Below are 26,848 nucleotides of genomic sequence, written 5' to 3' on the forward strand. Positions count from 1 at the left end.
GGGCGCCTCGCCCGTTATCAAAGAAAGCCGATCGACAGCCAGGGCACGGCGGCAACGATCAGCGTGCCGATCAGGAGCGCGATCATATAGCCCACAATCGGCTTCATGCCCTCGTCCGGATTGATGCGGCTGATGGCGCAGGCCGCGTAGTAGCCGACGCCGAACGGCGGCGCGAACAGGCCGATGCCCATGGCGAGGACGACCACCATCGCGTAGTGGACATCGTGCACCCCGACCTGCCGCGCGATCGGGAACAGCAGCGGACCGAACAAGACAATGGCCGGGATTCCCTCCAGCACGCTGCCGAGGATCACGAACGTCACGATCGTAACGGCCAGGAAGACGGGGACCCCGCCCGGAAGGCTGGTCATGAATTTGGCCAGAGAGGCTGAAAATCCCGATTGGGTCAGCGCCCAGGCCATGCCTGTCGCCGCGCCAATGATGAGCAGAATAGCTCCGGACAGCGAGGCTGTCTCGACCAGCATCGGATAGATGCGACGCCAGTCGAACTGGCGGTAGATGAACAGACCCGCGCAGACCGAGTACAGGATACCGATCGTCGAGACTTCCGTTGCCGTTGCCACGCCCTCGACGACCGCCGTGCGGATCACGAACGGCAGTGCGATAGCAGGTATCGCGATCACAAAGGCCCGCCCGATTTGCCGGCCGCTAGCCCGTTTGACGTGAGACAGGTCTTCGCGACGGTATCGCCACCACACCACGGCCGCGAGCATGACCGCGAGCACCACGCCCGGGAGCAACCCACCAGTGAAGAGCGCCGAAATCGACACGCCGGTGACCGAGCCGATCGTGATCAGGACCAACGAGGGCGGGATCGTTTCGGTCTGCGCGCCGGTTGCCGCCAGAAGCGCAACGAGGTCGCCCGGTTTAGCCCCGCGCTGCCGCATCTCGGGAAACAGCACAGGAGCCACCGCAGCCATGTCCGCTGCCTTGGAGCCGGAAATGCCCGAGACCAGATACATCGCTCCGACCAGCACGTAGTGCAGTCCGCCACGCACGTGGCCCAGCAGGCTCGCCAGGAAGCCGACCATGGCGCGGGCCATACCGGTCATCTCGATCAGAAGTCCGAGAAAAACGAAGAGAGGCACGGCGAGCAGGATCAGGTGGCTCATGCCCTCGTCCATTCGCCCGATCATTACCACGTCGGGCGTGCTGGTTGTCAGGGCGAGGTAGCCGACCGTGGCGAGGCCGAACGCGAACGCGATCGGCACGGCCGCGAAGACCATCGCGCCGACCACGAACACGAAGAAGATCAGGAGATTCAGATTGCCGAGGGGCTTCAAGACGGGAGCGAGCAGAACGAAGCTCGTGATGATGCCTGCGACCATCGCGACCGAAGCCAGCAAGCTGCGCAGGCTCGCGATGCGGATCAGCCGGAGGACCGCTGCAGTCAGCATCAAGCCGATCCCGATCGGCAACGCCGCCGCGCGCCAGCTGTTGACGATCTCAAGCGCCGGCGTCGTCACGAAGGCCTCGTCGGCCGCGAACTCATAGGCCGGCCAGACGACCAGCACGAGGAAGGCCAGCGACGCTGCGGCCGCGACGGTGTCCAGGAACGCGCGCAGTTCCGCACGCAGCACACCGACAATGGCGGTCATGCGCATGTGCTCGCCGCGTTGAAACGCAATCACCGATCCCAGCATGGCGAGCCAGAGGAAGAGAATGCCGGCAAGCTCATCAGACCAGATGATCGGCGAGCGGAACACGTATCGACCCACGATGCCGGCAGACAGCACAGCGATCTCCGCCAGCACGAGCAGTGCTGCCGGGACCGCCACAACATGACCAAGCACCGTGTTCGCCGTTATCACCCAACTGCGCCAGCTTGCATGCGGGGCGCTGGCCCCCACACCCGCATCGACGTGGGGCGGATGGCTCACGCTGGTCATGATAGCTGGCCCGCGGCTTTTTCGAGCTGCGACCATGCCTCCTCGCCAAACTTAGCTTTCCAGTCGGCGTAGAAGCTGGTCTTGGCCAAGGCCTGGCGGAAGGCGGCGCGATCGACGTCGATGAATTTGAGACCCTTGGCCGAGAGGTCGTTGCGCAGCGACTGGCTGAGCTTTGCGATGTCGGCACGCTGATCGACCGCAGAGCGGTCGAGTTCGCGCGTCACGATCTCCTGCACGTCCTTGGGCAGGCGCTCGAAGGCGCGCTTGTTGCCGAGGATCCAGTAGCCGTCCCAGACATGCCCGGTCAGGCTGCATGTGCTCTGCACTTCGTAAAGGCGCGCGGTCGCGATGATGGGCAAGGGATTCTCCTGGCCGTCGACGACCTTGGTCTGCAGCGCGGAATAAACCTCGTTGAAGTTGATCGGCGTCGGCCCGGCGCCTAGGGCCTTGAACAGCGAGGTCAATAGCGGCGCGGGCGGAACGCGTATCTGGAAATTCTTCAGATCATCCGGGGTGCGGATCTCGCGGCCGGACGAGGTCACCTGGCGGAAGCCGTTGTCCCAGGCCTTCGACACCGCCATGATCGGGGTCTTGGCGATCTGCGCCCGGATGTAGCTGCCGAGGTCGCCGTCCATCGCTTTCCATACGCTCCCGTAGTCGGTGAATGCGAAACCCGTGTTCACGATGCCGGCGCTCGGCACCAGGGTGGCAAGGATCGAGGACGATTGGTTGAAGAACTCCACGCCGCCGCTGCGCACCTGGGTCAGGAGCTCGGTGTCGGAGCCGAGCTGATTGGCCGGGAACAGCCTGATCTCCAGCCGTCCGCTGGTCGCTTCGCGGATGCGGTCGATCGCTTCTTGGGCGCGGATGTTCACCGGATGGGTCGGGTCCTGTCCGGTGGCGAACTTGTAGACGAACTCGGCGGCGGATGCCGGGCGGGTCAGAACCCCGCAGAGAGGTACCGCGCTCGCCGCGATTAATAGCGAACGGCGGCTGATGCGTCCGGGCTTCGAGACAGTCATGTTTTCCTCCTGGTCCTGTATTGACGTTGTGCCGGCTGCATGAGCCTGCGCTGTTTTCAGCTGTGCGGGCTCCTCGCCGGCCGCATTCGGGCAACAGCCATCGCACGCCCGCCCTACATGCAGCGGGCGGACTCTTCACTCGGATTTGGCCTGATCGGCGGTCAGTGCCGGTGCGTTAAAGCCACTGCTTGATCTGCCTTGCGACCTCGGCGGTGGAAATGCCGTAGCGGTCGTGCAGTGTCGGTAGTGCGCCGGCGTCAAGAAATTCGTCCGGCAATGCGATCTGGCGGAACGGCGGATGGACCCCTGAGCGCATCAGGAGCGCGGCGACCGCCTCGCCGAGACCGCCAATCGTCGTGTGGTTTTCGGCAACGACCACCAGGCGGCCTGACTTGCCGCCTTCACGCAGTATCGTCTCGGCGTCGAGCGGCTTGATGGTCGGAACGTGGAGCACCGCGGCATCGACGCGGTCGTTCGTCAGAATTTGCAACGCCTCGAGCGCACGCATGGTCATGATGCCGGATGAGATGATCAGAACATCCTTCCCGTCGCGGATCAGCTTGGCTTTGCCCAGCTCGAACTTGTAGTCATATTCGTCGAGCACAACCGGCACCTGGCCTCGCAGCAGGCGCATGTAGACCGGCCCCTGATGCGCCGCGATCGCGGGCACCAGTTGCCCGATTTCATGGGCATCGCAGGGATCGATGACCGTCATGTTCGGCATGGCGCGAAACAGTGCGAGATCCTCCGCGGCCTGATGGCTCGGACCATAGCCCGAGGTCAGGCCCGGCAATGCGCAGACGATCTTCACGTTGCGGTCTTCCTCCGCGATCGTCTGGTGGATGAAATCGTACGCCCGCCGCGAGGCGAACACGGCGTAAGTGGTCGCGAACGGCATGAAGCCTTCGGCGGCAAGGCCGGAGGCCGCGCCGAACAGAAGCTGCTCGGCCATACCCATCTGGTAATAGCGGTCCGGGAATTCCTTCGCGAAGATGTGCAGGTCGGTGTACTTGCCGAGATCTGCCGTCATGCCGACCACCTCGGAGCGGTGGCGTGCGAGTTCGACGAGTGCGTGGCCAAAGGGCGCCGGCTTGGTCTTCTGCCCTTCCGCCGCGATCGATGCGATCATTGCGGAGGTGGTCAGGCGCGGCTTCCCCGGCTGTGGTGCTGATCTGACGGCCTTCATGCCTGCCTCCCGGCTTCCAGTGCGGCCAGCGCGAGCTGCCATTCGTGCTGCTCGACGCGGATGAAATGGTTCTTCTCTCGCTGCTCCAGGAAAGGAACGCCCTTGCCCATCAGCGTGTCGGCGACGATCATCCGCGGCTTGGACGCGGGATGAGACTTGGCGACATCGAACGCCTCAACCACGGCATCGAGATCGTTGCCGTCGATCCGCTGCACGAACCAGCCAAAAGCTTCAAGCTTCTCGACCAGCGGCTCGAACGCCATGACCTGCGTCGAAGGACCGTCCGCCTGCTGATTATTGACGTCGACGATGCCGATCAGATTGTCGAGCTTGTAGTGGCCCGCCGACTGGATCGCTTCCCAGACCGAGCCTTCATCGAGCTCGCCATCGGAGAACAACGTGTACACCCGCGCGTCGGATTTCTTGCGCTTGAGCCCCAACCCTATGCCGACGGCTATGCTCAGCCCAAGCCCGAGCGAGCCGCCCGACATTTCCATGCCAGGCGTGTAGGAAGCCATGCCCGACATCGGCAGGNGGCGACTCTCGTCGCTGCCATAGGTTTCGAGTTCTTCCTCGGGGATGATCCCCGCCTCAATCAAAGCCGCGTAGAGAGCGATGGCATAATGCCCGTTGGAGAGAAGGAAGCGGTCGCGCTCCTCCCACGACGGATCTTCAGCCCGGTAGCGCATCGCGTGAAAGTAGGCCACGGCGAGAACGTCGGAGATGTCCAGCGCCTGTGCGATATAGCCCTGGCCCTGGACTTCGCCCATGCGCAGCGCATTGCGGCGAATGTTGTACGCGCGGTCCGCCAGCTTGGGCGTGTTGGTAAGCGTGTTGGTCGGCGTTTTCATCGATCGGGACCTCGTCTCGCTGGCTCAGTGGATCAGCATGCCGCCGTTGACATCGATCACGGCGCCGGTGACGTATGCTGAGAGATCTGAGGCCAGGAAGGTGTAGATGCCGGCGACGTCTTCGGCGGTGCCGAGACGATTGAGCGGAATGCCTTCCAGGATCTTCGTCCTCATCTCGTCGGTCAATTTCCCCGCGGTGATATCGGTGCCGATCAGGCCCGGCGTCACGCAATTGACGCGGATACCGTCCGGGCCGAATTCACGGGCCATCGCCTTGGCGAGACCAAGCACGCCGGCTTTCGCCGCCGAATAATGAGGGCCGCCAAAGATTCCGCCGCCGCGCTGGGCCGACACCGACGACATGCATGCAATCGATCCAGACTTCCGTGCGCGCATGTGGGGAATCACGGCCTGGGAGAGGAACAGAACTCCCTTCAGGTTGACGTCCTGGATGCGATCCCAATCGGCCGCCGAAATCTCCAAGAGCTTCACCGGCTGGGTGATGCCGGCGTTGTTGATCAGAACATCGATGCCGCCGAAGGATTCGATCACTCGGGCCACCGCCTGCTCGCAGGATGGTTTGTCGGCGACGTCGCACCGAAGTCCGATGTGGGATTTTCCAAGGGATGTCGCAGCATCCGCCGCAGCGTCGGCGTCGATGTCCAGAATGGCGACCCGAGCGCCCTCGGCGGCGAACCGCCGAGCGGTGGCAAGCCCGATCCCGCGCGGCGAGGCCGCGCCCGAAACGATGGCCGTCTTACCGCTGAGCAGCATCAGTTCCTCCCGCATGTTGTTCTTCCTTGGTAAGGCTAGGAATGACCCGCAGAAGGCCAATGGACAAACGCACAGTTGTCATGGATCGATGAATCTGGTTCACTTGTGAAATGCTGTCGAATGTCCCGATATCGGCAATTCGTGTCTTTGAAGCCGCGGCCCGCACCGGATCGTTTCGCGATGCGGCGAATGAGCTTCACCTGACGCCAAGTGCCGTCAGTCATGCCATCCGCAAGCTGGAGGCCACGCTTCGCACGGTTCTGTTCGAGCGCAGCGCGCGCTCGGTGCGGCTCACGCCGGCCGGCGAGAATTTGATGCGACACACCGGAGCGGCTTTTGACCAGCTACGCCGTGGCCTGGAGGAAGTCGCCGCACGCGGACCGCAATTGGTGCGCGTCCACTCAGCGCCCAGCTTTGCCGCGCAATGGCTGGCACCACGGCTCGCACAGTTTCTCGCCGCTTACCCGAAGCTCGAAGTTCGGCTGGCTGCCAGCACGGACTACGCTCGCTTTAGCAACGATGATTTCGATATCGACATCGTTTACGGTCCGTCGCGTGCGGAGGGCGTCGAGGTCGTCCCTCTTCCGGAGGAGACAGTCACACCGCTCTGTTCGCCCTCCCTCGGAAGTTCTATAAGAAAGCCCGCGGATCTCCTCGATCAGACGCTCATCCGTTCAGATGTGAAGCAGATTCAATGGCACCAGTGGTTCGCAGCTAATGGATTGGAAGCCCCCGCCCTACACGGCATGAGATTCGACCGGAGCTTTCTGGCGATTGCGACGGCTGTCGAGGGATTGGGCGTGGCACTGGAATCAACACTGCTAGCGGAACGTGAACTAGCCAGCGGACGATTGGTGGCTCCCTTGGCGGGCCGCGCAAACGATATCCGCTACGTCGGTCACCGCTTGATCTATCCCCGCGCCAGCCGACAGAGATCGGCAGTGCGGGCCTTTGCAGATTGGCTCGTGGCGCAGCTTGGTGGGGAAGACGCCGGTTCCTCGCACTGAACTGACGCGAACGCTCGAGAAGCTCGCGGCACGCCCATGACATAGGGCTCATTCGCAACTAGACGCTAAGCAATTCGAGCTCCGCGATCAGGTCGGTCGGTCCCCAGAAACGACCGAAACCTCTCTGTTTGAGGGTTCGCCATGATCTCGTGCGGCACGCCTTGCTCCACGATTGCGCCACCGTCCATGAAGATAACGCGATCCGCAACTTCACGAGCGAAGCTCATTTCGTGCGTGACCACCACCATCGTCATGCCTTCTGTGGCAAGTTCGCGCATGACGCGGAGCACCTCACCAACGAGCTCGGGATCGAGAGCCGACGTCGCCTCGTCAAAAAGCATAACAGCTGGTCTCATCGCTAGAGCGCGCGCTATTGCCACGCGCTGCTGCTGGCCGCCGGAGAGACGTGCGGGATATTGGTCGGCCTTCTCGGCCATCCCGACTTTCTCCAGCAATTCCAGCGCCTGCTTTCTCACCTCAGACTTGTCTCGGTGCTGGACGGATACAGGACCCATCATGACGTTTTGGAGGACAGTCCGATGTGAGAACAGATTAAAGCTCTGAAACACCATTCCGACGCGCTCGCGATTCTCCGCAACCATCTTCTCGTCAAGCATGCGGCGCCGGCCCTGGCCGTCGCTTCGATACCCGACCGGCGCACCATCGACGGTGATGGTGCCGCCCTCGAATGTCTCAAGGAAGTTGACGCAACGCAGCATTGTGGACTTACCCGATCCGCTTGGGCCGAGAACGACAACGACTTCACCGCGCCGCACGTCGAACGAAACACCATTCAAGACGCGATGCGGTCCGAAGGATTTCACAAGACCATTTACGGAAACGACGATGGGCGCGCCGGCGGGGATGGGCATGGGCAGCCTCAATGATCGAAGGAAAGTTTCCGCTCGCAAAAGTTCGCGAGCAACGAAATGGGATAGCAGATCAAGAAGTAGATCATCATGACGCCAAGGAAGATCTGGAAAGCTGCGAGCGTTCTCTCGACGATCTCTCGAGCCGCGAACGAGAGCTCCCAGGCTCCGACGACTGAAGCGTAGGAGGTCTGTTTGATCGCCATAAGCGAGATGTTGAGGATCGGAGCGATCGCAAGACGCGCCGCCTGAGGCAAGACGACTTCACGCAGCATGGTCAGCCGCCGCATGCCAAGGCTCTTGGCTGCTGCAACCTGGCCGGCTGGCACGGCCGCGATGGCACCGCGCACCGCCTCGGTGACGAAGGCGCCGACATAGACGATCATTGATATCGTCACCGCAGCATAGGCGCTGAGCCGGATTCCAAGTGCCGGGAAGGTGTAGAAGCCGAGAAACATCACGACCAGTACCGGAATGCCACGAAAGATGAAGACATAAGCCGTGACGATCGCCCGGAGAATCCGCCCACCGCCGCTCGCGATCGTTCCAACGATCGCGCCAAGAAGCGTCCCTGCTGTCACGACAATGAAGGCCAGCCATAGCGTTACTACCGCACCCTGGAATAGGTAGGGCAGATTAGCGAGAAGGACGGATATGCTCATCCGAGCCTCCGCGTAAAGCGCGCCTCGCTGATCCGGAAGCCTGCGCCTATGACGCTTGTCAGGATCAGATAGAGTGCCGCAACGAGAATGAACACCTCGAAGGATGCTCCTGATCTTTCGATGATGACTTTGCCAGATAGCGTCAGGTCGAGCACACCGATCGCCGATACGAGAGACGTGTCCTTCACGAGGACGATCAATTGGTTCGAGACGGGTGCCATGACCTTGATCGCAGCCTGAGGGAGAATGATCTGACGAAAAACTGCCCAGCGTCGCATACCGATCGCCTGGCCTGCCTCCCATTGCTTGGGGCTCACGGCTGCGATGCCGCTGCGAATAAGTTCAGACAAAAAGGCTGCATGTTGAAGCGAGACGGCGAGAACACCGCAAGTGATCTCGTCCCAGAAGATTCCAAGGATCGGAAGACCAAAGAAGAGCAGATACATCTGGACGAGGAGTGGCGTATTCCTCATCACCTCTATATAGGCTCGCACGAAACCGCTGAGCAGCCGCCAGCCAGCCACGCGCGGCACCGTAAGAACTACGCCGATTGCGACAGCCGTCGGCGCCGCGAGCGCAGCGACGGCGATGGTAACGAGCATTCCGTTCCAGAGTTGCGGAAGGTAGCGGGCGGCGAAGCTGCCAAACTGTGACCAATCCATCACCCGCCCTCTCTGCGCCTGTCGATTAGTTGTTGTTGAGATACCACTTCGCATTCTTCGGCTTTTCGCCGAACCATTTCTCGTAGATCGCACTGTAATCGGCGAAAAGATAGCCCCCGGTCATCTCAGACACCACGAGGTCGAAATACTGCCAAAGCCTGAAATCGCCCGGTTTCATAAAGAGGCCGGTGTTAACGACATCCGTTAGGCGAGTTTCCATGACGCGCATGTCCGGGTTGCTTTTGACATACCAGGCCGCGACGGGAGCATCGAGCTGGGCTGCCTGAGCTCGACCAAGCTTCACAGAGTTGAATTGCGAGGCGATGCCGTCAAAAGTCTGGAGCTTGGCCTGCGGGAAGAGGCGCTTGGCGCGTTCTTCCTGGGTCGGCGTGGTCAGATTTGCGATGGTGACGTTCGGCTTGTTCAGATCGTCGAGCGTCTTGAACGGCGCATCCTTACGGACGATGAGGACAATGCCACCATCGATATAGTTGCGGGTGAATGCGACGCGCTGCGCGCGGTCGGCGTAGATCGTGGTCGTCTGCGCGCCAAAGTCGATCGTGCCGTTCTGGGCATTGGGCCAGCGCTGGGCTGCGCTCTGGCGAATAAATTCGATTTTGTTGGGATCACCGAACGTTGCCTTGGCGATCAGCCGGGCAACATCGATGTCGAAACCGACAAGCTCCCCCTTCTCGTCGACGAAGCCGAAGGGAGGTGACTCGCTCGACACGCCGACGACCAGCTTGCCCCGCGCCAGGATTTCATCCAGCCTGGACTTCTCCTGAGCCTGGCTCGTCCCGGCCCCAAGCGCGAACCCGCAGAATGCCGCAACCAGACCGGTGATGAACCGCCGTCCAAAGCTTCGCATGTCCATGCTCCATTGGTTATTGGAAAGTTAGAAGACGTGGCCTTTGCTCAACCACTAGCGCTCGACCTGCTGCGGCGAAAGAACACGGCTCCTGACGGAGCACGTTAGAAATAGTTACGCCGCCAACGTTTTAGAGGCGGCAATTGAGGGCCGCTCGCTCTAGGGCCGCCAATGCAGCGGCGACGACGGGGCGCCGGGACGTGCCCTTGGGGACGGCGCTGAATATGTGTCTGTGTAGTGCGGGCGTAATGGGAAGAACGCGAAAGTCGGGATCCTTGTCGAGGGGCTGCACCGCCAGTCCCGGCAGGACTGTTACAAATTGCCCGGTGCGTACCATCTCAAGGGTGGCAGAAATATTACGAGCGCTGCAGCCAATTTTCATTTCGAATCCCGCGGCCAAGCACGCGTTCGTCAAGTTCTGCTGATAGGCGACCGCGGTTTGGTTGATCGCCCACTTCTCGTTCGAGAGATCCTTGAGCTCTATGCTTGTCAAGTCGGCCTTCGCAAAACGGTGATCTGAAGAGAGGATCGCATTGAGGGCATCGACATAGAGCGGGTGGAATTCGAGGGCCTGCTGGTACGCATTTGCATCGGTATAATCGTCGACAATTGCGATATCGACCTGCTTGGCGACGGTTGCCTTGAGACCCTCGGTCGGCTCAAGTTCGACGAAGCTGGCATCAATAAGGGGGTGTGTCTTGTGGAGATAGCCCAGAGCTCTTGGAACGATGCTGGTCGCGACACTCCCGAATGCGGCAAGTCGTAGTTCGCCCGCAGGAGGCCCGTCCTTTTCGTCGAGTTCGGCCTCGATGCGGTCTGCCAGTTGCAGCAGTGGCGTGACGCGATCCAGAAGTTGCTGGCCCTTGGTGGTCAAGCGAAGCCCTCCTGCCGAACGTTCAAAAAGTACCGCTCCCGCCTCCCGTTCGAGCAGCGCCAACTGTTGAGACACAGCCGGCCGTGTTTGGCCGAGCGCCCGTGCCACCGCCGAGATCGTACCGAGCTCGGAAAGTTCGTGAAAAAGACGCAGCCGTGAAAGACTGAGTGCCAAACTCGCATGTCTCCAAAGAAGCATACAGTAAGAATTTCTTTCGCCTCGCGTCAATTGGACTGGTCTTCCGGGGCTCGTCGAACCGGACCTAAAAGCGTCGGCATCACCCCTGTGATCGCGGTCATTGCGAAGATGAGGCCGCGATCGCCGAGTTTTGACCGGCCGAATGGCCAATATCGCGAGGATTTATCGATGCCGACGATCGCCTTCTTAGGTGTTGGCCGCATGGGTTCACATATGGCGCGTCGGCTTGCCGAAGCCGGGCATAAGGTACGGGCCTTCGACCCCAACGCGGCGGCCGTCGCCAAGCTCGCCGCGGCTGGCGTGGAGGCTGCCGCAAGCCCCAGGACCGCGGCCGCCGGCGCCGATTTCATACTGGCGAGCCTCCCTTCTCCAGCGGCCTTGAACGCGGCAGTGACCGGTGAGGACGGGATCCTCGCCGCCGCGAAGAAGGGCGCGACCGTAGTCGATTTCAGTACGGTCGACCCCGCCACCACCAAGGCGGTCGCTGCGATCTGCGACAAAGCCGGGATCAACTATCTCGATGCGCCCGTCAGCGGCGGCGTCGCCGGCGCCGAAAACGGCAAGCTCCTGATCATGATTGGGGGCGACCAGGCCGTGCTGGATGCAACGCGCTCCGTTCTTGAGACGCTGGCCGGCAAGATCATTTATTGCGGCCCGGTCGGATCCGGCCAACTCATGAAGTTAAGCCACAACCTATTGACCGCGATCAACACCGTAGCGCTTGGCGAGGTGCTGGCAGCCAGCGTGAAGTCCGGCGCAAGGCTAGACGTGCTGCTCGAGGTTCTCGGCGGGGGGCTCGCCGGCAGCAAGATGTTGGATTGGCTCGGCAAGACGCTCTTCACGCAGGAACGGCCTGCCTTCTTCGCGCTCGACCTGATGCACAAGGACATCTCGCTCGCACTCGACGAGTTCACGGCATCCCCGATGTATCTCGGGCAGCTCGTTCGCCAGATCTACAATACCGCCCGCGCGGACGGTCTCGGCGGAAAGGATTCTACCAGTGTTTCGGAGGTCTATGAGCGACTGCTCAAGGTCAATCTCCGTCAGCCCGCAGCATGATTTCGAAGACCAGGAACGAACAAATGAGAGCGCAAATCGCCACGACCAGCTACGATTCCGAACTGACGTTGCCCCGCTCCGGGCTATTGGGCAACTTCATCGGCGGAAAGTGGATCAAGCCCGTCTCGGGCCGCACGATGGCCGTCGAGAATCCCTGCCGACGCGATATCGTCGCCATGGTTGGGGCTGCAGACAAGCAGGACGTCGATGCTGCAGTCGCGGCAGCCAAGGCGGCTTTTCCGGCGTGGCGCCGCATGGCAGCCCGAGCCCGCGGCGCGCTTCTGACCGAACTCGGTAATCGCGTATCGGCGCATGCCGAAGAGATCGCCAAGGTCCTGGCGGCCGAAACGGGTAACGCGCTGCGCACGCAAAGCCGACCCGAGGTCGCGAGCACTGCCGAGGTTCTGCGCTACTACGGCGGCGTGGTGTCCGAGCAGAAGGGCGAGACGTTGCCGCTCGGCCCGGGGATATTCAGCTACACGACACGAGAGCCGCTTGGCGTCGTCGGCGCAATCATCCCCTGGAATTCGCCCCTCGTCCTCGCGGCCGTGAAGATCGGCATGGCGCTCGGCACCGGCAATACGCTGGTTCTGAAGCCCGCCGAGGACGCGCCGCTCGCGGTCATCAAGGTCGCGGAGCTTGCCGCCGACATCTTCCCGGCTGGCGTCTTCAATGTCGTCACCGGAACGGGCATCGAAGCCGGTGCGCCACTGTCGAACCATCCCGACGTGTCGAAGATCTCGTTCACAGGCTCGGTCGAGGTCGGAAAGCTCGTGGCGCATGCTGCCGCCGACCGCATTGCGAAGGTCACCCTTGAGCTCGGCGGCAAGAGCCCCTGCATCGTCTATCCCGATGCGGCGACGCCCGAACAACTCGACACCTGCGCGACAAACGTCATCAACGCCATGCGCTTCGCGCGCCAGGGGCAGTCCTGCACGGCCGGCTCGCGGCTCTTCATCCACCGGGACGTGTTCGGTCCGGTGGTTGCAAAGGTGGTCGAGAAGTTGAAGGCCATGAAGGTCGGCGATGCGCTCGACGAGGCCTCCGACATCGGCGCGATCATCAATGCCGAGCGTTACGGAGAAGTTTGCGCCTTCATCCGCGAGGCCGTCGATCGTGGTGCGAAGGTCGAAATCGGCCAAGTCCCGGCTCCCGCCAACGAAACCGACGGCTTCATGCCGGGCCCCGTCGTGCTGACGGGCGTCGACAATAGCTGGCGTGTAGTGCGCGAGGAGGTTTTCGGGCCTGTCCTTGTTGCGATCCCCTGGACGAACGAAGACGAGATGGTCGGCTGGGCGAACGACACCCATTACGGTCTTGCCGCCTACATCTTCACGAACGACATCACCACTGCCCTGCGCGCGGCGGAGCGAATCGATGCAGGCTGGCTCCAGATCAACCGCGCCGGTGGTCAGATCGCGGGCATGTCCTACGGCGGCGCGAAACAGAGCGGCATCGGCGCCGAATATTCCATCGAAGGAGCCCTTGAGAGCTACACCTATCGCAAGAGCGTGACCGTCACGGTGTGAGCAGAGAGACAGGCCAAGAGGTCTCCATGGTCATGCTCCTAACCGAAGACTCCACGGGTCCGGACCCTCTTCTGGCCATGGCGGGCGAGCGGTTCGATCGCCTGATGACGATCGAATCCCGTCCTCTCTCGGGCGGGCTTCCGCCGGGTCTCGTCGTTCCGATGTACGAGATCTGCCGTCGTCATCACGGCGAGCCGTTGTCCACGTTGGCAGCCAGGGCACTCATGTCGCGCGTCGCCTACGGCGACCACGTCATCGTGGCGACGGGCGCTGGCGTTCCGCCTAAACTCCCGCAGGGCGAGACCGACGGGCCGCCGGGCGCCGCTGTTCTTGCACGGGCTATGGCCCTTGGTCTTGGCGCCCAGGTCACGATCGTCTCGGAAGAGGCTCATTCTAAGCCAGTCGAAGCCTGCGCCGCGCTCGTTGGATCCTTCACGGCAAGGCCGATCAAGGTGGAGACTATCCCACCTCATTCCAAGTATGGGCCCAAGGCCGTCGAGGCGCTGCTGGCACGACACCAACCATCGGCAATCGTTTTCGTCGAGCTCGACGGCCCCAACCCGGAGGGTTTTTTCCACGGCGTCCGCGGCGACCGTCGCCCAGCGGGCACGATGGCGCACCTCCATTTGCTCGCAGAGGCCGGACACGCGGCGAAACGTTTGACGATAGGAATTGGCGACGGCGGTAACGAGGTCGGCTTCGGCGCGGTGCGGACGGCGCTTGCCGCTTTTCATCCAAATGGCTTCGTTGTCACGGCAGTCGAGACGGACGTGATCGTCAGCGCTGCAATATCGAACTGGGGCGCCTACGCTGTTTGCGCCGGACTTGCTGTCGGGCTTGGCAGTCCTGACCTGCTACACGACGAAACTCTCGAAGCGGAGCTGATCAGAGCCTGCGTTAAGGCGGGCGCTCGTGATGGCGCGACGGCAAGCACCGAGCCCCTCGTTGATGGTGTCTCTGAGAGCGGTCATCGGGGCTTTGTCAGTCTGCTCCAAAGCATCGTTGCAAGTTCGTCAAGCGAGCCTGGTCCGGCTTCATCGTCGCGTCAACGATCTCGCGAGGTGACGCCGTGACGCCGAGCTACGATCCCGCTGTTGGGCCCGACTTCATCGGTCTCGTACCGGGTTTGAAGCATCGAGAATGCCTCGCCCGGCGTATTCGCGCGGCAAGACGTTTTCGCCGAATGCTCCTGACAAGAACGCCCATTTCATCGCGCGTCGCCGGCCACCTGGCTCCCTGGTTGTCCGCATCGCCAAGTCACACTGGTTCTAGGAGAAGATGATGACAGCCACCACGGAGTCGAAAACGCAATCGCCGAAGGCCACAGATCGCTTCGGCAATCTGATCGACCCCATTGTTGGCTTTGCGCGCGGCAGCATCATCCGATCCAGTGTCGACGAAGCCCGCCGCCTTCGGCATGGACAGGCCGTAGCTGCCGATCGTGTCCGCAAGCTCGGCCCGCATTCCATTGGTGTGTTCACGGGAAATCAGAGAGATTTTCCACTCAAGGCGGAAGATCTCGCGACATTGTGCGAGGAATGGGTTGGCCCGGGCCTCTTCGCCGAAGACCTCCGAGAAGTCGCGATCAATCACCTCGGTGGCGAGGCCGGGGATGGCGTCGCTGTCTTCAACCGCACCAGCGCTGGAATCATTGCCACCATCGTCGCTCACGCCGCAGGCAGCTCCGTGATTTCGATCGTCCCTCCGGGCGGGCGATCGCACGCTTCGGTGATCCGAGGCTGTTCCATCGCACGGGTGGAACTCGTCGAAATCGGGGGCGATCGCGACTGGCAGGCAGCTCTGACCAAGGCGAAACCCAACCTCGTCGTCGTCACCACCGTAACGAGCGCGCTCGAGCTTCTGGATGACACCGTGACCTCGGCCGTCGTCAAGGCCACCCACGCGGTCGGCGCTATTGCGTTCGTGGACGACGCTTATGGCGCCCGTCTGCGTCCTGTGCTCCACGGCGGTAAGCCAGGCCTCGCACTCGGCGCCGACCTTGCAATCACCAACTGCGACAAGGCGGGTCTCGCCGGACCGCGCGCGGGCGTCCTTGCCGGCCGCCCCCATCTTGTCACGGCGGCCTCGGCGAAAGGCGCTGAATTCGGGATGGAGGCGCGCGCGCCGATCGCTGCCGGCGCCATGCGGTCCCTCCAGGGTTTTCGGCCTGAGGATCTGCGGGAGGAAGCACGCTCTGGTCAGGCACTCGCGGTCGCGCTTGCCGAGAAGCTCGGTCGCGACGTCGTTTCTATCAGCGATCTCGGGCCGATGGTCGACGAGCAGGACGTGCTTTCCCTTGTCCTGCGGCGCGCTGGCCGTTCCGTAGAGAACTTTGGACTCGTCCCCTGCGAGGTCTCCTCTGCGCTCGGAATGGTCCTGCTGCGCGACGCTGGAATCCTCACGGTCAACACCCATGGCCAGCCCGGGGCACGCGTGTCACTGCGCCTGAAACCTACCCTCGACGCGATCGGGCGAGTTGGAGGCCAGGACGCGGTCGTCGTCGCCGTCGACGCTGCACTCGATTACCTGGCCGCGCGGATCGACGAGGTTACCACGATCTCGCGGCTCATTCTGGGAGATCAGGCATGAGCGCCGCTAACACGATCTTCGCCGGCATGGATGACCGGCTCGACCGGCTGGTTAATCTCGACTTGGGTGGCCGCGGTGTTGAGCATCTTTACGAGGTAGCGCGCACGCGCCAAGGCGGTGCCCTGTGCGGCGCAGCTGCCGAGATGCTCGCGGATGTCCCCCTGGGTACGACGGTCTTGGTGACGACGGGCTCCGTCTCGCGGGCGTGGATTTCGCCGACCATTGGCGAGAACGACGGGCCAGCGGGCGCAGCCGCGGTCGTGCGCGCGCTTGCCCTATCCAAGCGGGCGACCTGTGTCGTTGTTGCGGAGGAGACCCTGCTGGACGGCACCGCCAAGATCCTTACCAGTGCCGGCTTGTCGGTGCTCCCCTACGAGCAGGCGCGGATTGCGAGCAACGATGGAAGCCTCGCTGTCGCCAGCACACGCTCCTTTCCCGTCACGGACTCCGAGGCGAAGGCCGCCTCCGCCGCCTTGCTCGACGAACTGAAGCCGGCCCTGGTCTTCTCGACGGAGCGGGTCGGCCGTAACGCCGACGGCATCTATTGCTCGATGCGCGGCATCGATTACGGCATGGGGCGGGCCCGGATTGACTACTTGTTCGACGAGGCGCTCGCTCGTGGGATTCCGAGCGTCTGCGTGGGCGACGGGGGCAACGAGATAGGCATGGGGGTCGTCGCAGACGCGGTGCGGCGCCATGTGAAGTTCGGCGATGCACGCCCGGAAGGAGGTGCTGGCATCGGAGCGGTGACTGGCACCGACGTGCTGGTGACTGCGGCCTGCTCGAACTGGGGTTGCTATGCCATCTTGGGAGCGCTTGCAGCACGCCTGAAGAGGCCCGACCTTCTCCATTCGCCCAAAATGGAAGAACACCTGCTTCGCCGAGGTGTCGACATCGGCTTGATCAACTCGGTCGGAAACGTCGTCGACGCCGACGTCGACGGGATTCCTCTGCAGACGCATGTCGCGATGACCGACCTGATCTCCGCGGTCGTTCGACCGGCGTTTCGCTGAAGACAGAGAGAGGGCGCCCAATGTCAACCGGACCGGCCGCACCCTTCCTCGATCTGCGCGACATACGAGTTTCGTACGGATCAAACGAGGTTCTGAAGGGCGTCAATCTTTCGGTCCGTCAAGGCGAGGTCGTCGTCATCATCGGCCCGAGCGGCAGTGGCAAAAGCTCGCTCCTGCGAACTGTCAACATGCTTCAACCGGTTACCCGCGGGGAGATCGTGCTGGAGGGCGAGGACTTGCTCTCCGGTAAGCAGGACGTAAACAAGGTCCGTCAGCGCGTGGGGATGGTGTTTCAGCACTACAATCTGTTTCCGCACCTCACTGTCCTGAAAAACCTCACCTTGGTTCCGCGCCGCGTCTTAAGGGAGCCGACTGCGGAATCTGAAGCTCGCGCCCGGGAGCTGCTCGCGAAAGTTGGCTTGGCGGACAAGGTCGCAAGCTACCCCGACCAGCTTTCGGGAGGCCAGCAGCAGCGTGTCGCGATCGCGCGAGCTCTCATGATGCGTCCCCACGTGATGTTATTCGACGAGGTCACATCGGCGCTCGATCCGCAGCTCGTACGCGAGGTCTTGAACGTCATGAAGGATCTCGCGCGCTCCGGCATGACCATGCTCGTCGTGACACATGAAATGAGCTTCGCGCGAGAGGTCGGCGACACACTCGTATTCATGGCCGACGGCGTGGTCGTTGAAAAAGGACATCCGGCTGACGTCCTCGATCGACCAAGTCACGACCGCACGCGTCAATTCCTTTCGCACACTGATGCCTAACGTCTTTTTTGCGCCATACCAAGGATCAACAGGAGAGAGGGATTAAGCATGCTGAAATGTTTGGTCGCGATCGCGGGTCTGTCATTTTCGATCGTGGCATTGCCCGCCGTAGCGCAGTCGAAGGTGGACGTGCCGCTGCCCACGGACCTGGCCACGCCAAAGGTGCTGACGATCGGCATCAATTGCCAGTATCCGCCTGCCGGCTATGTCGGGCTCGATGGAAAGCCGGCCGGCTTTGAGTATGGGCTCGTCAAGCGCATCGCCGAATATGCATTCGGCACCGAAGCCGGTCTCCAGACCCAATGTGTGAACGACAGCAATCGTATTCCGTTCCTGCAGTCCGGCAAGGTCGATCTCGTGCTCGCCTCACTTGCCCGAACCCCGGCGCGCGCTGAGCAAATCGACTTCTCGGACCCGATCTGGCTGAGCAATCTCCAGCTTGTTGTGAAGAAGGATTCTCCTATCAACAACTACGCCGATCTCGCCGGTCGCACCGTCGTGACGCCGACTGGGAGCACCTATCAGACCTGGTTGCAGAAGTGCCATCCGAAGGCGAACCTGATCACGGCCCAGAGCCCGGCCGATTCCTCCACGATGCTGGTCCAGGGACGTGCTGATGCCTTCGCCTACATCGACATCTACGACTACAACTTCGTGCAGAATAACAAGAACTTCAAAGTCGTTGGCGAGCTTGCATCACCGGCGATCCAGGGCATCGGCGTCAAGAAAGGCAACGCGGCCACGCTCGCCTGGATCAATGCAGTGATCGCCAAGATGCGCGAAGAAGACGCCTTCTACAAAGCCTTCGCCGAAGAAGTGAAGGACCCGACGATGGTCGCGAAGTACCGCAATGTCGTCCCGGGGCCGAAAGTCAAGCTCGACTACGCAGGCGTCGACCCGATGGAATGCAAATTGTGAGGAACCTCGCGGCGCTGTAGCGTCCCAATTCGGCTTGAGTGGAGGTGCGGATCGTGCAGACCGATCTCATGAAAGAGGTAACCGAGCTGCTGTCAGGGCTTGGCAACAGCCTCCTCATCAGCGCGATCGGCATCCTGCTCGGAATTGGGATCGGGATCGTACTCGGGGCAATACGCCATGCACGGATCCCGGTGGCCAACATCGCAATTGTCGGGTTCGTGAATGCCTTTCGCTGCACGCCGCTCCTCGTACAGATCTTCCTGCTATTCTACGCGCTGCCCGATATCGGGATTCGTCTGACGCCATTCGAGACCTCCTGGCTCGCGCTCGCATTGTGGGGCGGTGCTTATCAGACGGAAGTCTTCAGGGCCGCATTCGAAGCTGTACCGAAAGGCGAGGTGACGGCGGCTCGCGCTCTTGGCTTGCCGGCGTTCCAGACCTTTCTTGACGTCACCCTTCCGATTGCGCTGCGCATCGCGATCACCGGCGCAACGACCACCGCGATCACGCAATTCAGATCGTCCAGCTTCATGATCGTCGTCGGCTATCAGGAACTAACCTACGTCGCTAACCGCATCGTGTCAGATACCTTCAAGGTGTTCGAGACCTTCGGCATTGCCTGCCTCATGTATCTGCTCATCTGCAGCATCCTAAGCGCAGCGTCCCGGGCGTTCGAGCGCAGGCTGTTGATTCCAGGACTGGGAGTGGTCAAATGAACGACTGGATTTGGCCCGTCGCTGCTTATCTTGGTCAGGGTCTTCTCGTTACTCTGTGGATTTCCCTGCTCACCGTCCTGTTGGCGACGGTTCTTGGACTCCTGATCGCGGCGTTGTCGCGAAGCACACTCAGTCTCGCGCGCCTGATCGGACGTCTTTACGTCGAGGTCTTTCGCGGCGTGCCGTCGCTGATGATCCTCCTCTTCGTATTCTTCGCCCTTCCTCAAATCGGGCTTCGCACCGGCCCGCTCACGGCCGCAATCATCGGATTGGGACTTTGGGGCGGGGCAAACATCGGCGAGGTCTTCCGTGGCGCCTTGAATTCAATTCCATACCGGCAGGAGCAGGGTGCCCGGGCACTTGGGTTGAGCGCAACCGAGGCGCTTGTGTTCGTCATTCTGCCGCAGGCATTTCGGCGTGCGTTGCCGCCCTACGTCGGCCAGCTCACCGTTCTCGTCCAGGCGAGCGCGCTGACGTCTGTCGTCGGCGTGTCGGATCTCTTGGGATCGGCGCGTCAAATGATCGAAAGACTAGCGTACGTCGGAGCCGGAGGCTCACACGCCATCGAGATCTATCTCGGTGTGCTGAGCATATTCTTTGTGATCTCCTACTCGTTGACCGCGCTGGCCAGTTTGATCGAACGTCGTCTACGAGTCTGAAAACATTTCCTTAGTCGATCGAAACCTTCGAGGGGAAGGCAGTTGACTTGTTTTGGCGACCCGATCGAGTCCATCGAGAGCTTTGCGCGGAAACGTACTCTAGTTCAAGCGAGCCCAAACTACCGCGCCGGGAGCGCCCCTACGTCGGTCGGATCTTCGCCTAAAAAGGCGGCCGTGCGGGCTGCCACCGACCGTCAACGTCAACTTACAAGGATCGTGCAATGAGCATCTACAGCGGGCCGGTGTTCGCAATGGCGCAGGAACAATTCAATCTTGTCGCAGACTACATCGGAATCGAATCGGAACATCGTGATCGGCTGCTATACCCGAAACGCGCAATCAGCGTGTCGATACCGTTGCACACGGACGACGGGCAAACAAAGGTGTTCCAAGGATATCGTGTTCAGCATCATCTTACTTTGGGACCGACTAAGGGTGGTACTCGATTCTCGCCGCAGTTAGATGTCGGCGAAGTCGCTGCCCTGGCAATTTGGATGAGTTGGAAGTGTGCATTGGCGGGGCTGCCTTATGGGGGCGCGAAAGGTGGAGTTGCTTGCGATCCAAATAGCCTTTCCGTACGCGAACTTGAGGCCGTAAGCCGCCGCTACATGCAGGAGATGATCCCGTTCGTAGGACCGAATACGGATGTCATGGCGCCTGACATGGGGACGAATGAACAAGTCATGGCTTGGTTCATGGACACATACTCCATGTACAAGGGCCACGCGATCAATGAGATAGTAACCGGGAAGCCCGTCGCAATTGGCGGCACCGCGGGCCGGCGGGAGGCGACTGGACGGGGTGTCGCGCACCTCGTCAAACGCGCGCTAGAATCAATTCAGCTCGATTCGTCCAGATCGACAGCGATTGTTCAAGGGTTTGGCAACGTAGGAAGTATATCGGCGTATATTTTGGCCCGAGAGATGGGCGTAAAAATCGTAGGTCTCAGCGATCACACAGCTGCTTACTACGACCCTGCCGGACTACCGATAGATGTCATTGAGCGTTACGTCGCTGAGAAGCGGAATTTGGCTGGCTGGTCCAACGAGTCGGCCATTGATCCTTCCGAACTCTTGACCCGCGAATGTGACATTTTGATCCCCGCCGCCACTGAGCAGGTCATTACAGCCACAAATGCTTCGAGGCTTTCGTGTCGGATCCTAGCGGAGGGAGCAAATGGTCCGACAACGCCAGATGCCGACGCGATTATCGAGGAACGAGGCGATATCTTTGTATTGCCCGATATCCTCTGCAACTCCGGCGGAGTGATCGTTTCCTATTTTGAGTGGGTTCAGGATCTGCAACGGCTCTTCTGGACCGAGAAAGAAGTGAATGATCGATTGAAGGACATCCTGAATGTGACCCTCGATCGAGTTATTCGACGGGCCCGCAAAGACGGCATTTCCCACCGCGTGGCTGCAATGGCGATAGGGATTGAAAAAGTTCGTGAAGGGAAAAAGCTGCGTGGACTGTTTCCTTAGTTGAGCTTGGCGTGGTCATCCAACCCGCTGAAGCCCAAATGGCGAATTGCGGATCCCGCAGGACCCTCCCGTCAAGATGTGTCGACCAATGTTCCAGTTCCTCCCTGACTGGGCCACCGCGTGAGCGGTGGCCCTCTTTTTTGTTTTCGTTGGCTTGAACGCCGTAGTCGCAGGATAACGCCCCCGTTCGCAAGTAAGGATGCATTCGACCTCAGTTTCGAAGCATGCGTGAGCTGGACATTATGGACTTGAATTTCTCGCATCCATTGCGTGCGGAGCTTCATAATGAACTCCACGCGCGACCATCCCCTTGTACTTCGAGGGTGATACAGACGTATGGCATGTCGCCATAGTCGGCGACAACAGTCACCCCTGTGTACCGAGTTGCCTGTCATCCCTTGAGGGATTGGCGATCACGCAGCTAGTCATTTCAACCTCTCCTGTTTGCGCGCGACCGAAATGGTCCCGCTATACTGCCCCGAGCCCAGAAACCCTTTCGGGTGCCTGGCGTGGGCAGCTCGGAGGACTGCGGCTAAGAGGCAATCACATTGTTCGGCATAAACCAGTCGCCGCTCGGGCGCTGGCTGATGATCGCAACTCGGTGGCTGATCACTTCGTGTTCGGTGATGACCGATGTCAAAACTTCAGGAAGGGGGTCGAAGAGGCCTGGAGCTTGGCTGTATGTGTGATCTTTTCAATCGAACCTATAGGACGCCTGAAAGAATGTACCCCAGCGCTCCATGCTGTACTTCGCAAAACCAGATAAATTATCGAAGCAGCCGCGGTTGCTACATGCAGTGTCGCTCCCCGTCCTTTTAGTCCACATGGCCCAATAGCGCCCGCCGACGCCGACGCTGATGTTCTTGGTGATGAAGTAGGACAACACGCCTTCAACCTGGACCCCGCCGCCACCATTGCCGCGTTGTTCAGCGAAGGTGGTCGTCGGGCGCAAGAGATGATTGTCACGGCCCTTGAAATCGGTCCAAGGCAGGTAAGCGACGTCCGTGCTCAAACGCCAACGCTCGGTGAGCATGGTTTCGGCGCTTAGGCCGACACGAGGTGCATTCCACTGAGTATTCTGGCTACCAACGATCCTGTCGTCACCCGGCGGCAAGCATGTAGCTAACGGATTAGCTATCTGTACACACCCCGTTGTGTCGGAACTCTGTTCGTAATAGGCCCATCCGAAAAATCCGCCGACCTTGTAGTTGGCGCCGCGCAAGAAATCGTAACCGGCGTCGGCCGTGTAATAGGTAAACCTTCCGTTGGCCTGGCCCGATATCGTATTGACATAGGAGAGACTGCGACCGAGGCTCCAATCTTCATCGTTCTGGGTTCCCTTGTTGAAGCGCCCGGTGCCAACGGTGCTCTTCAGGAACGCTCCCCACGGACTGTCGAGACGACCAAATAATTCCCCGGAAAGTCCGTCCAGCCCGTGATAGGTGAGCCTCGACTCGAGAATCCTGGGGTCTTCAAGACGGCCATAGGGCACTGCGCTGTGGTCCCATTGGAAGCGTCCGCGGCTGAGCCAGAGGCGCGATCCGCCTTCGAACGACCAACCGGCACCGTAAGCAATCGGCGGCGCGCTGACGGGTGCTTTTGCGTACAGCGGCGCATCCGGCCATTGCACCGCCCACGGGTCGGCGCCGAAATGGTAGTTCAACCCGATCTTTCCGACGTGATAGTTGCTGGACAAGTTCGTTGTGTTCGCCGGAAGAATTGCGAACGGCGGATCCTGCACCGTTGGAGGCGTTGCAACGCTCGGCCCGCCGAAATGCAGATAGTCATATTCAGCTTTGACCGACCATGCAGGCGAAAGCGCTTGCTCGACGCCCAGCCCGATGATGCCACCGATCCGACCATAGTCGAAATGGGTTTTCTCCTGTTGCCCGCTGCCTTCAAAGTTGTTGACGACGTCGCCCCGATTGTTTTGCCAAGCCAGGCCTCCCTTGAGATAAGCCAGCGTGCGGCCCAGCGCACCAAACGCGTAACCGACGCGGCCGGTCCCGGTGGCAAAGACGTTGGGACTTACCTTGCAGTTTGCGTTCACGATAAAGCCGGAGGCAGCGAAGCAAGTATTTGTGCCGTCGGAGACAGCACCGCTGGCATCGAGTCCGACGCCAAATACCCAACCGTTCCTCTGCCAATTGTAGCCGATCTGTCCACCCGCGAGGAACACCGGGGTATCGACGACACCGCCATAGATTGACGGACCGTAGGGATTGCTGAAGGAGGTTCGGCCATACCCACCGCCGACGTGCCCGCCAATATAGCCACCGGACCAATTCCACACCGCCGGCGGCAGTTTTACTTCTGGCTTAAGATCTGCCGCATTCGCTGCACTGTTTGCGACGAGCGCAATTGTCGTGGCTCCTAAAAGAAGAACTCCAGATCGCATCCAACGCTTCCCTGCATTTTCTCGGTCCACGACCGCCCTTAAGTTGTCGCCGCAGCAAACCGTCGGGGCGGATCAGACGTTAACAGCGACGCGCGCCGAATCCGCCCCGAAGACCATCGCACTGCGATCGGTGATGATGCCGCGAAGAAAGCAAAGCGCGTGCCGAGTGAATTGGTAGGCTCTGCAGGCACTTCGTCGCGGCGTGTAGCGTCAGGTTACTGACAATGGTCTCAATACCGACAGCGGCGCAGCAGTGCCCGAGCAATACGGGTGCTGCGCGAGGTCATCGACCGATGACCACAATGCACTTGTCTTGCTCGATTATCGGGACCAAGCACTCAAGCTCGAACTGCTCGAATTAGACAAGGCTCGCGCCGCCATGATGGTGATCGCTCACGGGAATTCTAGTTTTTTAGGCGCTAGAGCCGCAATCTCGGCCGGCTTACAGATATCGGTTTGCGCAATTTTGATATCTTCTTTGCGATCATTTCCGCTAGGGGATCATCGCGATCCTTCACGCAAAGAGTGTGGAACGCTTGCTTATAAGCTGCCGCGATGCGGCTGACCGTTTCCGGCTCAATCGCGGCGTCGTGAACTAGCCTTGAATTATACGAGCAGCGTCGCGGCCAAGCTCGGCGTTGTTACCCGGGCCATCATCACCGACGGCGGCGACTTCACCGATTTCGAATGGAAGTTCGGCGAAGGCGTCACCTATCCGCCGGGAGCGCGAGGGAAGCAATGATGGTCCGCAAGGTCGTTGTCACCTTCGACGAGCACGATTTCGAGCAGCTCGAGATGCTGGCCAAGCTGCGCAAGATCAGCATTGCCGAAGAGATCAGGCGCATGTGCCGCGCCCAGCTCGACTACCGCATTCCTTATCGGATCAGAAGGCAGGTCTGCGATGAGCGATTGCGGTCCCGCCGTCGTTTGCCTCTATTGCGAGCCGTTGCTTGCGGAGCTGGCCGAGCTTCGCGCGCTAGAGCGGTAATGGGCCCGGCTCCGGAGCAAGGCCATGGGCCAAGCTTGAACAGAGAGCAGTATGCGGTGAAAGGTGCACGTACGGTTGTGTGTCCAGCGAAGGCTGGCATGTTCAGCAGGAGACAAACCTGCCTGGGGTAGAAGTCAGAGCCCCGTAGTGTGGATAGCAGAGGTGATGGAAACTGAAACTCTGAAGCCTATCGACAAAGTCTCCCAGGGGAGGCTACGAGTCATCGGGCCGTAATAAAAGTGAACGCGTTGTGGCCTCGAAAGTGAGAGTATCCCCGAGGGCCGAGCCTTCAACCGGAGGGCGAAGGCAGCATGAGCAACTGAAGACTGACCGATACGGATGTTCACCTCGGAGGGTGGAAGCAACAGCTCGGTGACACGGACATGCTGAGCAACTGGAGAAGCCCTCCTCGTCCCGACGCGAAATCGTCGGAGCAAGGTAGGCCGTATAACCGGCGAAACCGGGAAGTCGGCCGAAGACGAGAGGGTAGCGGCCGGGTCCGGAGTAGCAATGAAGCGGAGTAATATCCGTGGAGCCAAGGGACCCTGCCATTTGCAATGTCTCCAACATAGGGAAGGCGAGGACGAGATGACAAAGGCGTCCATCGATTTGCAGGACCTGAGGCGGAGAATATACGTCAAGGCAAAGGCTGAACCGTCCTGGCGGTTCTGGGGACTATACGTCCACGTCTGCCAGATGGAGACCCTGCGCGCTACGTATGAGATGGCCAAAGAGAACGATGGAGCACCGGGAATAGACGGCGTCACCTTCGAGGCCATTGAGACGCAAGGCGTGGAAGCTCTGCTCGAGCAGTTACGGGGCGAACTGATCGGGCGCACCTACCAGCCACTTCCCGCGCGGAGGCAGGAGATACCGAAGGACGGGGGCAAAGTCCGTGTCCTCTCGATTCCGGCGATCCGCGACAGAGTGGTGGAAGGGGCGCTCAAGCTCATCCTCGAGCCTGTGTTCGAGGCTGACTTTCAACCGGGGTCGTATGGATAGGGTAACGTTCAAACCGGCGCCCTTGCCATGCAGATTCCCGCAAGCCAATGCCTGGTACCCAAACGAAGTCGCGAGTGACTCATGGATACAACAACCGTTGCGCGACAAGTTGTCCTAGTACCCACTTTTCCTGGAACGTGAGTCGTGATTCAAGGTCGGGATGATACCCGAAGCAAGAGAAGTCCACCTTTCGAGGAAAGATCGCAAGGTACTTGAGGCATGCTGTCGCTCACCGGTGACGTTGCAGCGCGATTTGAAGCGGGCTCGGATCGTTCTGTTGGCGGCGGATGGGCGCAGCACCCGGTTGATCGCCAAGGAAGTCGGAGTCCAGCCGCGGATCGTCAGCCTTGGCGGCATCGCTATGCCGACCACGGCCTTGAAGGTCTGCAAGACAAGCCGCGGCCGGGCAAGCAGCCGATCTATACCAAGGCCTGCGCGTTCCAGACGATCGTGATCACCAATTCCAGGCCATCGTGATCACTCATTCCAGAGCATCGTGATCACCGTTTCCAGGGGATCGTGATTACCAATTCCACGGGATCGTGATCGCTATTTCCAGCGGATTGTGATCGGGGACAGCGAGCCGGACACCACTGACAGTCTGCAACCCAGGTAGCTTGGTCTTTTGCCCGACAGCAGAGGATCGAGATGCCGACAGAGAGACTGTCCATGCGCCACATTCGCGAAGTTTTACGCCTGCACTACAGCGTCGGCATGTCGCAGCGTACGATTGCCCGTAGCCTCGGCCTGGCCCAGGGCACGGTTTGCAAGTACCTCAACATGGCACGCCGCGCAGGTTTGACCTGGCCGTTGCCGCCCGAGCTCAATGATGAGGTCCGGCTC

General features: G+C 60.8%; 26 protein-coding genes and 3 pseudogenes. 17 read left to right on the plus strand and 12 right to left on the minus strand.

Translation table 11 applies throughout. The annotated features are described in order from the left end of the window. Positions 1-17: 17 nt before the first annotated feature. The 6 genes and pseudogenes from AOQ71_RS17995 to AOQ71_RS18015 all read right to left on the minus strand — a co-directional run bounded on the left by AOQ71_RS17995 (position 18) and on the right by AOQ71_RS18015 (position 5,743). Entirely contained in the window at positions 18-1,910 is a 1,893-nt protein-coding gene (locus AOQ71_RS17995; RefSeq protein WP_057748673.1) for a TRAP transporter large permease, read from the minus strand. Next, positions 1,907-2,932 carry a TRAP transporter substrate-binding protein gene (locus tag AOQ71_RS18000; RefSeq protein WP_057748674.1) on the minus strand — a complete coding sequence of 342 codons (1,026 nt, stop codon included), beginning with the start codon at positions 2,930-2,932 and terminating at the stop codon, positions 1,907-1,909. Before AOQ71_RS18000 ends, AOQ71_RS17995 begins: the two co-directional genes overlap by 4 nt. Before the next feature lie 175 nt (positions 2,933-3,107). Beyond that, complete coding sequence (locus AOQ71_RS18005) at positions 3,108-4,118, minus strand: transketolase family protein (protein ID WP_205668237.1); 1,011 nt, start codon at positions 4,116-4,118, stop codon at positions 3,108-3,110. After that, positions 4,115-4,652, minus strand: a 538-nt coding sequence (locus AOQ71_RS48070) for a thiamine pyrophosphate-dependent enzyme (protein ID WP_245316963.1), incomplete at its 5' end; no start/stop codon positions are given. The genes AOQ71_RS18005 and AOQ71_RS48070, both read right to left, overlap by 4 nt. Before the next feature lies 1 nt (position 4,653). Continuing rightward, a pseudogene (locus AOQ71_RS48075) lies at positions 4,654-4,969 on the minus strand (transketolase); the annotation flags it as partial. Positions 4,970-4,993: 24 nt separating this feature from the next. Continuing rightward, the gene (locus tag AOQ71_RS18015) at positions 4,994-5,743 is read right to left on the minus strand and encodes an SDR family NAD(P)-dependent oxidoreductase (protein WP_057748739.1); all 750 of its coding nucleotides are present in this window, start codon (positions 5,741-5,743) and stop codon (positions 4,994-4,996) included. Positions 5,744-5,853: 110 nt separating this feature from the next. Between AOQ71_RS18015 and AOQ71_RS18020 the strand changes: the two genes are divergently transcribed. After that, positions 5,854-6,750 (plus strand): LysR substrate-binding domain-containing protein, encoded by an 897-nt coding sequence (locus tag AOQ71_RS18020; protein ID WP_057748683.1) that lies wholly within the window; start codon positions 5,854-5,856, stop codon positions 6,748-6,750. Between the two features lie 65 nt (positions 6,751-6,815). On the opposite strand, the gene AOQ71_RS18025 is transcribed toward AOQ71_RS18020, so the two are convergent. The 5 genes from AOQ71_RS18025 to AOQ71_RS18045 all read right to left on the minus strand — a co-directional run bounded on the left by AOQ71_RS18025 (position 6,816) and on the right by AOQ71_RS18045 (position 10,859). Then, positions 6,816-7,622: an amino acid ABC transporter ATP-binding protein gene (locus tag AOQ71_RS18025; protein ID WP_057748684.1), complete on the minus strand. Its 807-nt coding sequence runs from the start codon at positions 7,620-7,622 to the stop codon at positions 6,816-6,818. An 8-nt stretch (positions 7,623-7,630) separates the two neighbouring features. Continuing rightward, positions 7,631-8,281 carry an amino acid ABC transporter permease gene (locus tag AOQ71_RS18030; RefSeq protein ID WP_057748689.1) on the minus strand — a complete coding sequence of 217 codons (651 nt, stop codon included), beginning with the start codon at positions 8,279-8,281 and terminating at the stop codon, positions 7,631-7,633. Further along, on the minus strand, positions 8,278-8,943 hold the full coding sequence (locus AOQ71_RS18035) for an amino acid ABC transporter permease (RefSeq protein ID WP_057748692.1): 666 nt from the start codon (positions 8,941-8,943) through the stop codon (positions 8,278-8,280). Before AOQ71_RS18035 ends, AOQ71_RS18030 begins: the two co-directional genes overlap by 4 nt. 25 nt (positions 8,944-8,968) lie before the next feature. Beyond that, positions 8,969-9,811, minus strand: a complete 843-nt coding sequence (locus tag AOQ71_RS18040; protein ID WP_245316964.1) for a transporter substrate-binding domain-containing protein — start codon at positions 9,809-9,811, stop codon at positions 8,969-8,971. 130 nt (positions 9,812-9,941) lie between these two features. Beyond that, the gene (locus AOQ71_RS18045; protein ID WP_083514297.1) at positions 9,942-10,859 is read right to left on the minus strand and encodes a LysR family transcriptional regulator; all 918 of its coding nucleotides are present in this window, start codon (positions 10,857-10,859) and stop codon (positions 9,942-9,944) included. Positions 10,860-10,991: 132 nt separating this feature from the next. Between AOQ71_RS18045 and AOQ71_RS18050 the strand changes: the two genes are divergently transcribed. The 11 genes and pseudogenes from AOQ71_RS18050 to AOQ71_RS49945 form a co-directional block, all read left to right on the plus strand. Next, on the plus strand, positions 10,992-11,942 hold the full coding sequence (locus tag AOQ71_RS18050; RefSeq protein ID WP_057748743.1) for an NAD(P)-dependent oxidoreductase: 951 nt from the start codon (positions 10,992-10,994) through the stop codon (positions 11,940-11,942). A gap of 23 nt (positions 11,943-11,965) precedes the next feature. Further along, the gene (locus AOQ71_RS18055; RefSeq protein WP_245316969.1) at positions 11,966-13,471 is read left to right on the plus strand and encodes an aldehyde dehydrogenase family protein; all 1,506 of its coding nucleotides are present in this window, start codon (positions 11,966-11,968) and stop codon (positions 13,469-13,471) included. A 77-nt stretch (positions 13,472-13,548) separates the two neighbouring features. Beyond that, on the plus strand, positions 13,549-14,544 hold the full coding sequence (locus AOQ71_RS18060; protein WP_162268377.1) for a glutamate cyclase domain-containing protein: 996 nt from the start codon (positions 13,549-13,551) through the stop codon (positions 14,542-14,544). Positions 14,545-14,749: 205 nt separating this feature from the next. Then, on the plus strand, positions 14,750-16,060 hold the full coding sequence (locus AOQ71_RS18065; RefSeq protein WP_057748705.1) for a PLP-dependent aminotransferase family protein: 1,311 nt from the start codon (positions 14,750-14,752) through the stop codon (positions 16,058-16,060). Continuing rightward, entirely contained in the window at positions 16,057-17,073 is a 1,017-nt protein-coding gene (locus AOQ71_RS18070) for a glutamate cyclase domain-containing protein (RefSeq protein WP_057748708.1), read from the plus strand. Before AOQ71_RS18065 ends, AOQ71_RS18070 begins: the two co-directional genes overlap by 4 nt. Positions 17,074-17,093: 20 nt before the next feature. Continuing rightward, positions 17,094-17,843, plus strand: a complete 750-nt coding sequence (locus tag AOQ71_RS18075) for an amino acid ABC transporter ATP-binding protein (protein ID WP_057748711.1) — start codon at positions 17,094-17,096, stop codon at positions 17,841-17,843. A gap of 48 nt (positions 17,844-17,891) precedes the next feature. Then, entirely contained in the window at positions 17,892-18,761 is an 870-nt protein-coding gene (locus AOQ71_RS18080; RefSeq protein ID WP_057748714.1) for a transporter substrate-binding domain-containing protein, read from the plus strand. A 53-nt stretch (positions 18,762-18,814) separates the two neighbouring features. Next, complete coding sequence (locus AOQ71_RS18085) at positions 18,815-19,477, plus strand: amino acid ABC transporter permease (protein ID WP_245316970.1); 663 nt, start codon at positions 18,815-18,817, stop codon at positions 19,475-19,477. Then, positions 19,474-20,136, plus strand: a complete 663-nt coding sequence (locus AOQ71_RS18090) for an amino acid ABC transporter permease (protein WP_057748717.1) — start codon at positions 19,474-19,476, stop codon at positions 20,134-20,136. The genes AOQ71_RS18085 and AOQ71_RS18090 overlap by 4 nt, the downstream gene beginning before the upstream one ends. 221 nt (positions 20,137-20,357) lie before the next feature. After that, positions 20,358-21,617 (plus strand): Glu/Leu/Phe/Val family dehydrogenase, encoded by a 1,260-nt coding sequence (locus AOQ71_RS18095; RefSeq protein WP_057748720.1) that lies wholly within the window; start codon positions 20,358-20,360, stop codon positions 21,615-21,617. A 242-nt stretch (positions 21,618-21,859) separates the two neighbouring features. Next, positions 21,860-22,038: pseudogene (locus AOQ71_RS49945) on the plus strand (DUF3422 family protein); the annotation flags it as partial. A 273-nt stretch (positions 22,039-22,311) separates the two neighbouring features. Here the strand turns inward: AOQ71_RS49945 and AOQ71_RS18100 are convergent. After that, complete coding sequence (locus AOQ71_RS18100) at positions 22,312-24,015, minus strand: outer membrane protein (RefSeq protein WP_157083563.1); 1,704 nt, start codon at positions 24,013-24,015, stop codon at positions 22,312-22,314. A gap of 601 nt (positions 24,016-24,616) precedes the next feature. Between AOQ71_RS18100 and AOQ71_RS45155 the strand changes: the two genes are divergently transcribed. The 5 genes and pseudogenes from AOQ71_RS45155 to AOQ71_RS48080 all read left to right on the plus strand — a co-directional run. Further along, positions 24,617-24,757, plus strand: a complete 141-nt coding sequence (locus AOQ71_RS45155; protein ID WP_157083564.1) for a hypothetical protein — start codon at positions 24,617-24,619, stop codon at positions 24,755-24,757. Continuing rightward, positions 24,754-25,134 (plus strand): hypothetical protein, encoded by a 381-nt coding sequence (locus AOQ71_RS18105; RefSeq protein ID WP_057748723.1) that lies wholly within the window; start codon positions 24,754-24,756, stop codon positions 25,132-25,134. Before AOQ71_RS45155 ends, AOQ71_RS18105 begins: the two co-directional genes overlap by 4 nt. A 457-nt stretch (positions 25,135-25,591) precedes the next feature. After that, on the plus strand, positions 25,592-26,005 hold the full coding sequence (locus AOQ71_RS18110; protein WP_057748725.1) for a reverse transcriptase family protein: 414 nt from the start codon (positions 25,592-25,594) through the stop codon (positions 26,003-26,005). Between the two features lie 160 nt (positions 26,006-26,165). Further along, a pseudogene (locus AOQ71_RS18115) lies at positions 26,166-26,476 on the plus strand (helix-turn-helix domain-containing protein); the annotation flags it as partial. 198 nt (positions 26,477-26,674) lie between these two features. After that, positions 26,675-26,848, plus strand: a 174-nt coding sequence (locus AOQ71_RS48080; RefSeq protein ID WP_430648633.1) for a sigma factor-like helix-turn-helix DNA-binding protein, incomplete at its 3' end; no start/stop codon positions are given.

The sequence above is a fragment of the Bradyrhizobium manausense genome (assembly GCF_001440035.1).
GTDB classification, from domain to species: domain Bacteria; phylum Pseudomonadota; class Alphaproteobacteria; order Rhizobiales; family Xanthobacteraceae; genus Bradyrhizobium; species Bradyrhizobium manausense.

What these genes read in the sequence shown, in the direction of transcription:
- AOQ71_RS18070 (WP_057748708.1), top strand. Translation starts at nt 16,057, where the DNA reads ATGAGCGCCGCTAACACGATCTTCGCCGGCATGGATGACCGGCTCGAC.
- AOQ71_RS18040 (WP_245316964.1), bottom strand. Translation starts at nt 9,811, where the DNA reads ATGCGAAGCTTTGGACGGCGGTTCATCACCGGTCTGGTTGCGGCATTC.
- AOQ71_RS18035 (WP_057748692.1), bottom strand. Translation starts at nt 8,943, where the DNA reads ATGGATTGGTCACAGTTTGGCAGCTTCGCCGCCCGCTACCTTCCGCAA.
- AOQ71_RS18050 (WP_057748743.1), top strand. Translation starts at nt 10,992, where the DNA reads ATGAGGCCGCGATCGCCGAGTTTTGACCGGCCGAATGGCCAATATCGC.
- AOQ71_RS18005 (WP_205668237.1), bottom strand. Translation starts at nt 4,118, where the DNA reads ATGAAGGCCGTCAGATCAGCACCACAGCCGGGGAAGCCGCGCCTGACC.
- AOQ71_RS18015 (WP_057748739.1), bottom strand. Translation starts at nt 5,743, where the DNA reads ATGCTGCTCAGCGGTAAGACGGCCATCGTTTCGGGCGCGGCCTCGCCG.
- AOQ71_RS18000 (WP_057748674.1), bottom strand. Translation starts at nt 2,932, where the DNA reads ATGACTGTCTCGAAGCCCGGACGCATCAGCCGCCGTTCGCTATTAATC.
- AOQ71_RS18020 (WP_057748683.1), top strand. Translation starts at nt 5,854, where the DNA reads ATGCTGTCGAATGTCCCGATATCGGCAATTCGTGTCTTTGAAGCCGCG.
- AOQ71_RS18025 (WP_057748684.1), bottom strand. Translation starts at nt 7,622, where the DNA reads ATGCCCATCCCCGCCGGCGCGCCCATCGTCGTTTCCGTAAATGGTCTT.
- AOQ71_RS18095 (WP_057748720.1), top strand. Translation starts at nt 20,358, where the DNA reads ATGAGCATCTACAGCGGGCCGGTGTTCGCAATGGCGCAGGAACAATTC.
- AOQ71_RS18110 (WP_057748725.1), top strand. Translation starts at nt 25,592, where the DNA reads ATGACAAAGGCGTCCATCGATTTGCAGGACCTGAGGCGGAGAATATAC.
- AOQ71_RS18090 (WP_057748717.1), top strand. Translation starts at nt 19,474, where the DNA reads ATGAACGACTGGATTTGGCCCGTCGCTGCTTATCTTGGTCAGGGTCTT.
- AOQ71_RS18075 (WP_057748711.1), top strand. Translation starts at nt 17,094, where the DNA reads ATGTCAACCGGACCGGCCGCACCCTTCCTCGATCTGCGCGACATACGA.
- AOQ71_RS18030 (WP_057748689.1), bottom strand. Translation starts at nt 8,281, where the DNA reads ATGAGCATATCCGTCCTTCTCGCTAATCTGCCCTACCTATTCCAGGGT.
- AOQ71_RS18100 (WP_157083563.1), bottom strand. Translation starts at nt 24,015, where the DNA reads ATGCGATCTGGAGTTCTTCTTTTAGGAGCCACGACAATTGCGCTCGTC.
- AOQ71_RS18080 (WP_057748714.1), top strand. Translation starts at nt 17,892, where the DNA reads ATGCTGAAATGTTTGGTCGCGATCGCGGGTCTGTCATTTTCGATCGTG.
- AOQ71_RS18065 (WP_057748705.1), top strand. Translation starts at nt 14,750, where the DNA reads ATGATGACAGCCACCACGGAGTCGAAAACGCAATCGCCGAAGGCCACA.
- AOQ71_RS18055 (WP_245316969.1), top strand. Translation starts at nt 11,966, where the DNA reads ATGAGAGCGCAAATCGCCACGACCAGCTACGATTCCGAACTGACGTTG.
- AOQ71_RS18060 (WP_162268377.1), top strand. Translation starts at nt 13,549, where the DNA reads ATGGCGGGCGAGCGGTTCGATCGCCTGATGACGATCGAATCCCGTCCT.
- AOQ71_RS17995 (WP_057748673.1), bottom strand. Translation starts at nt 1,910, where the DNA reads ATGACCAGCGTGAGCCATCCGCCCCACGTCGATGCGGGTGTGGGGGCC.
- AOQ71_RS18105 (WP_057748723.1), top strand. Translation starts at nt 24,754, where the DNA reads ATGATGGTCCGCAAGGTCGTTGTCACCTTCGACGAGCACGATTTCGAG.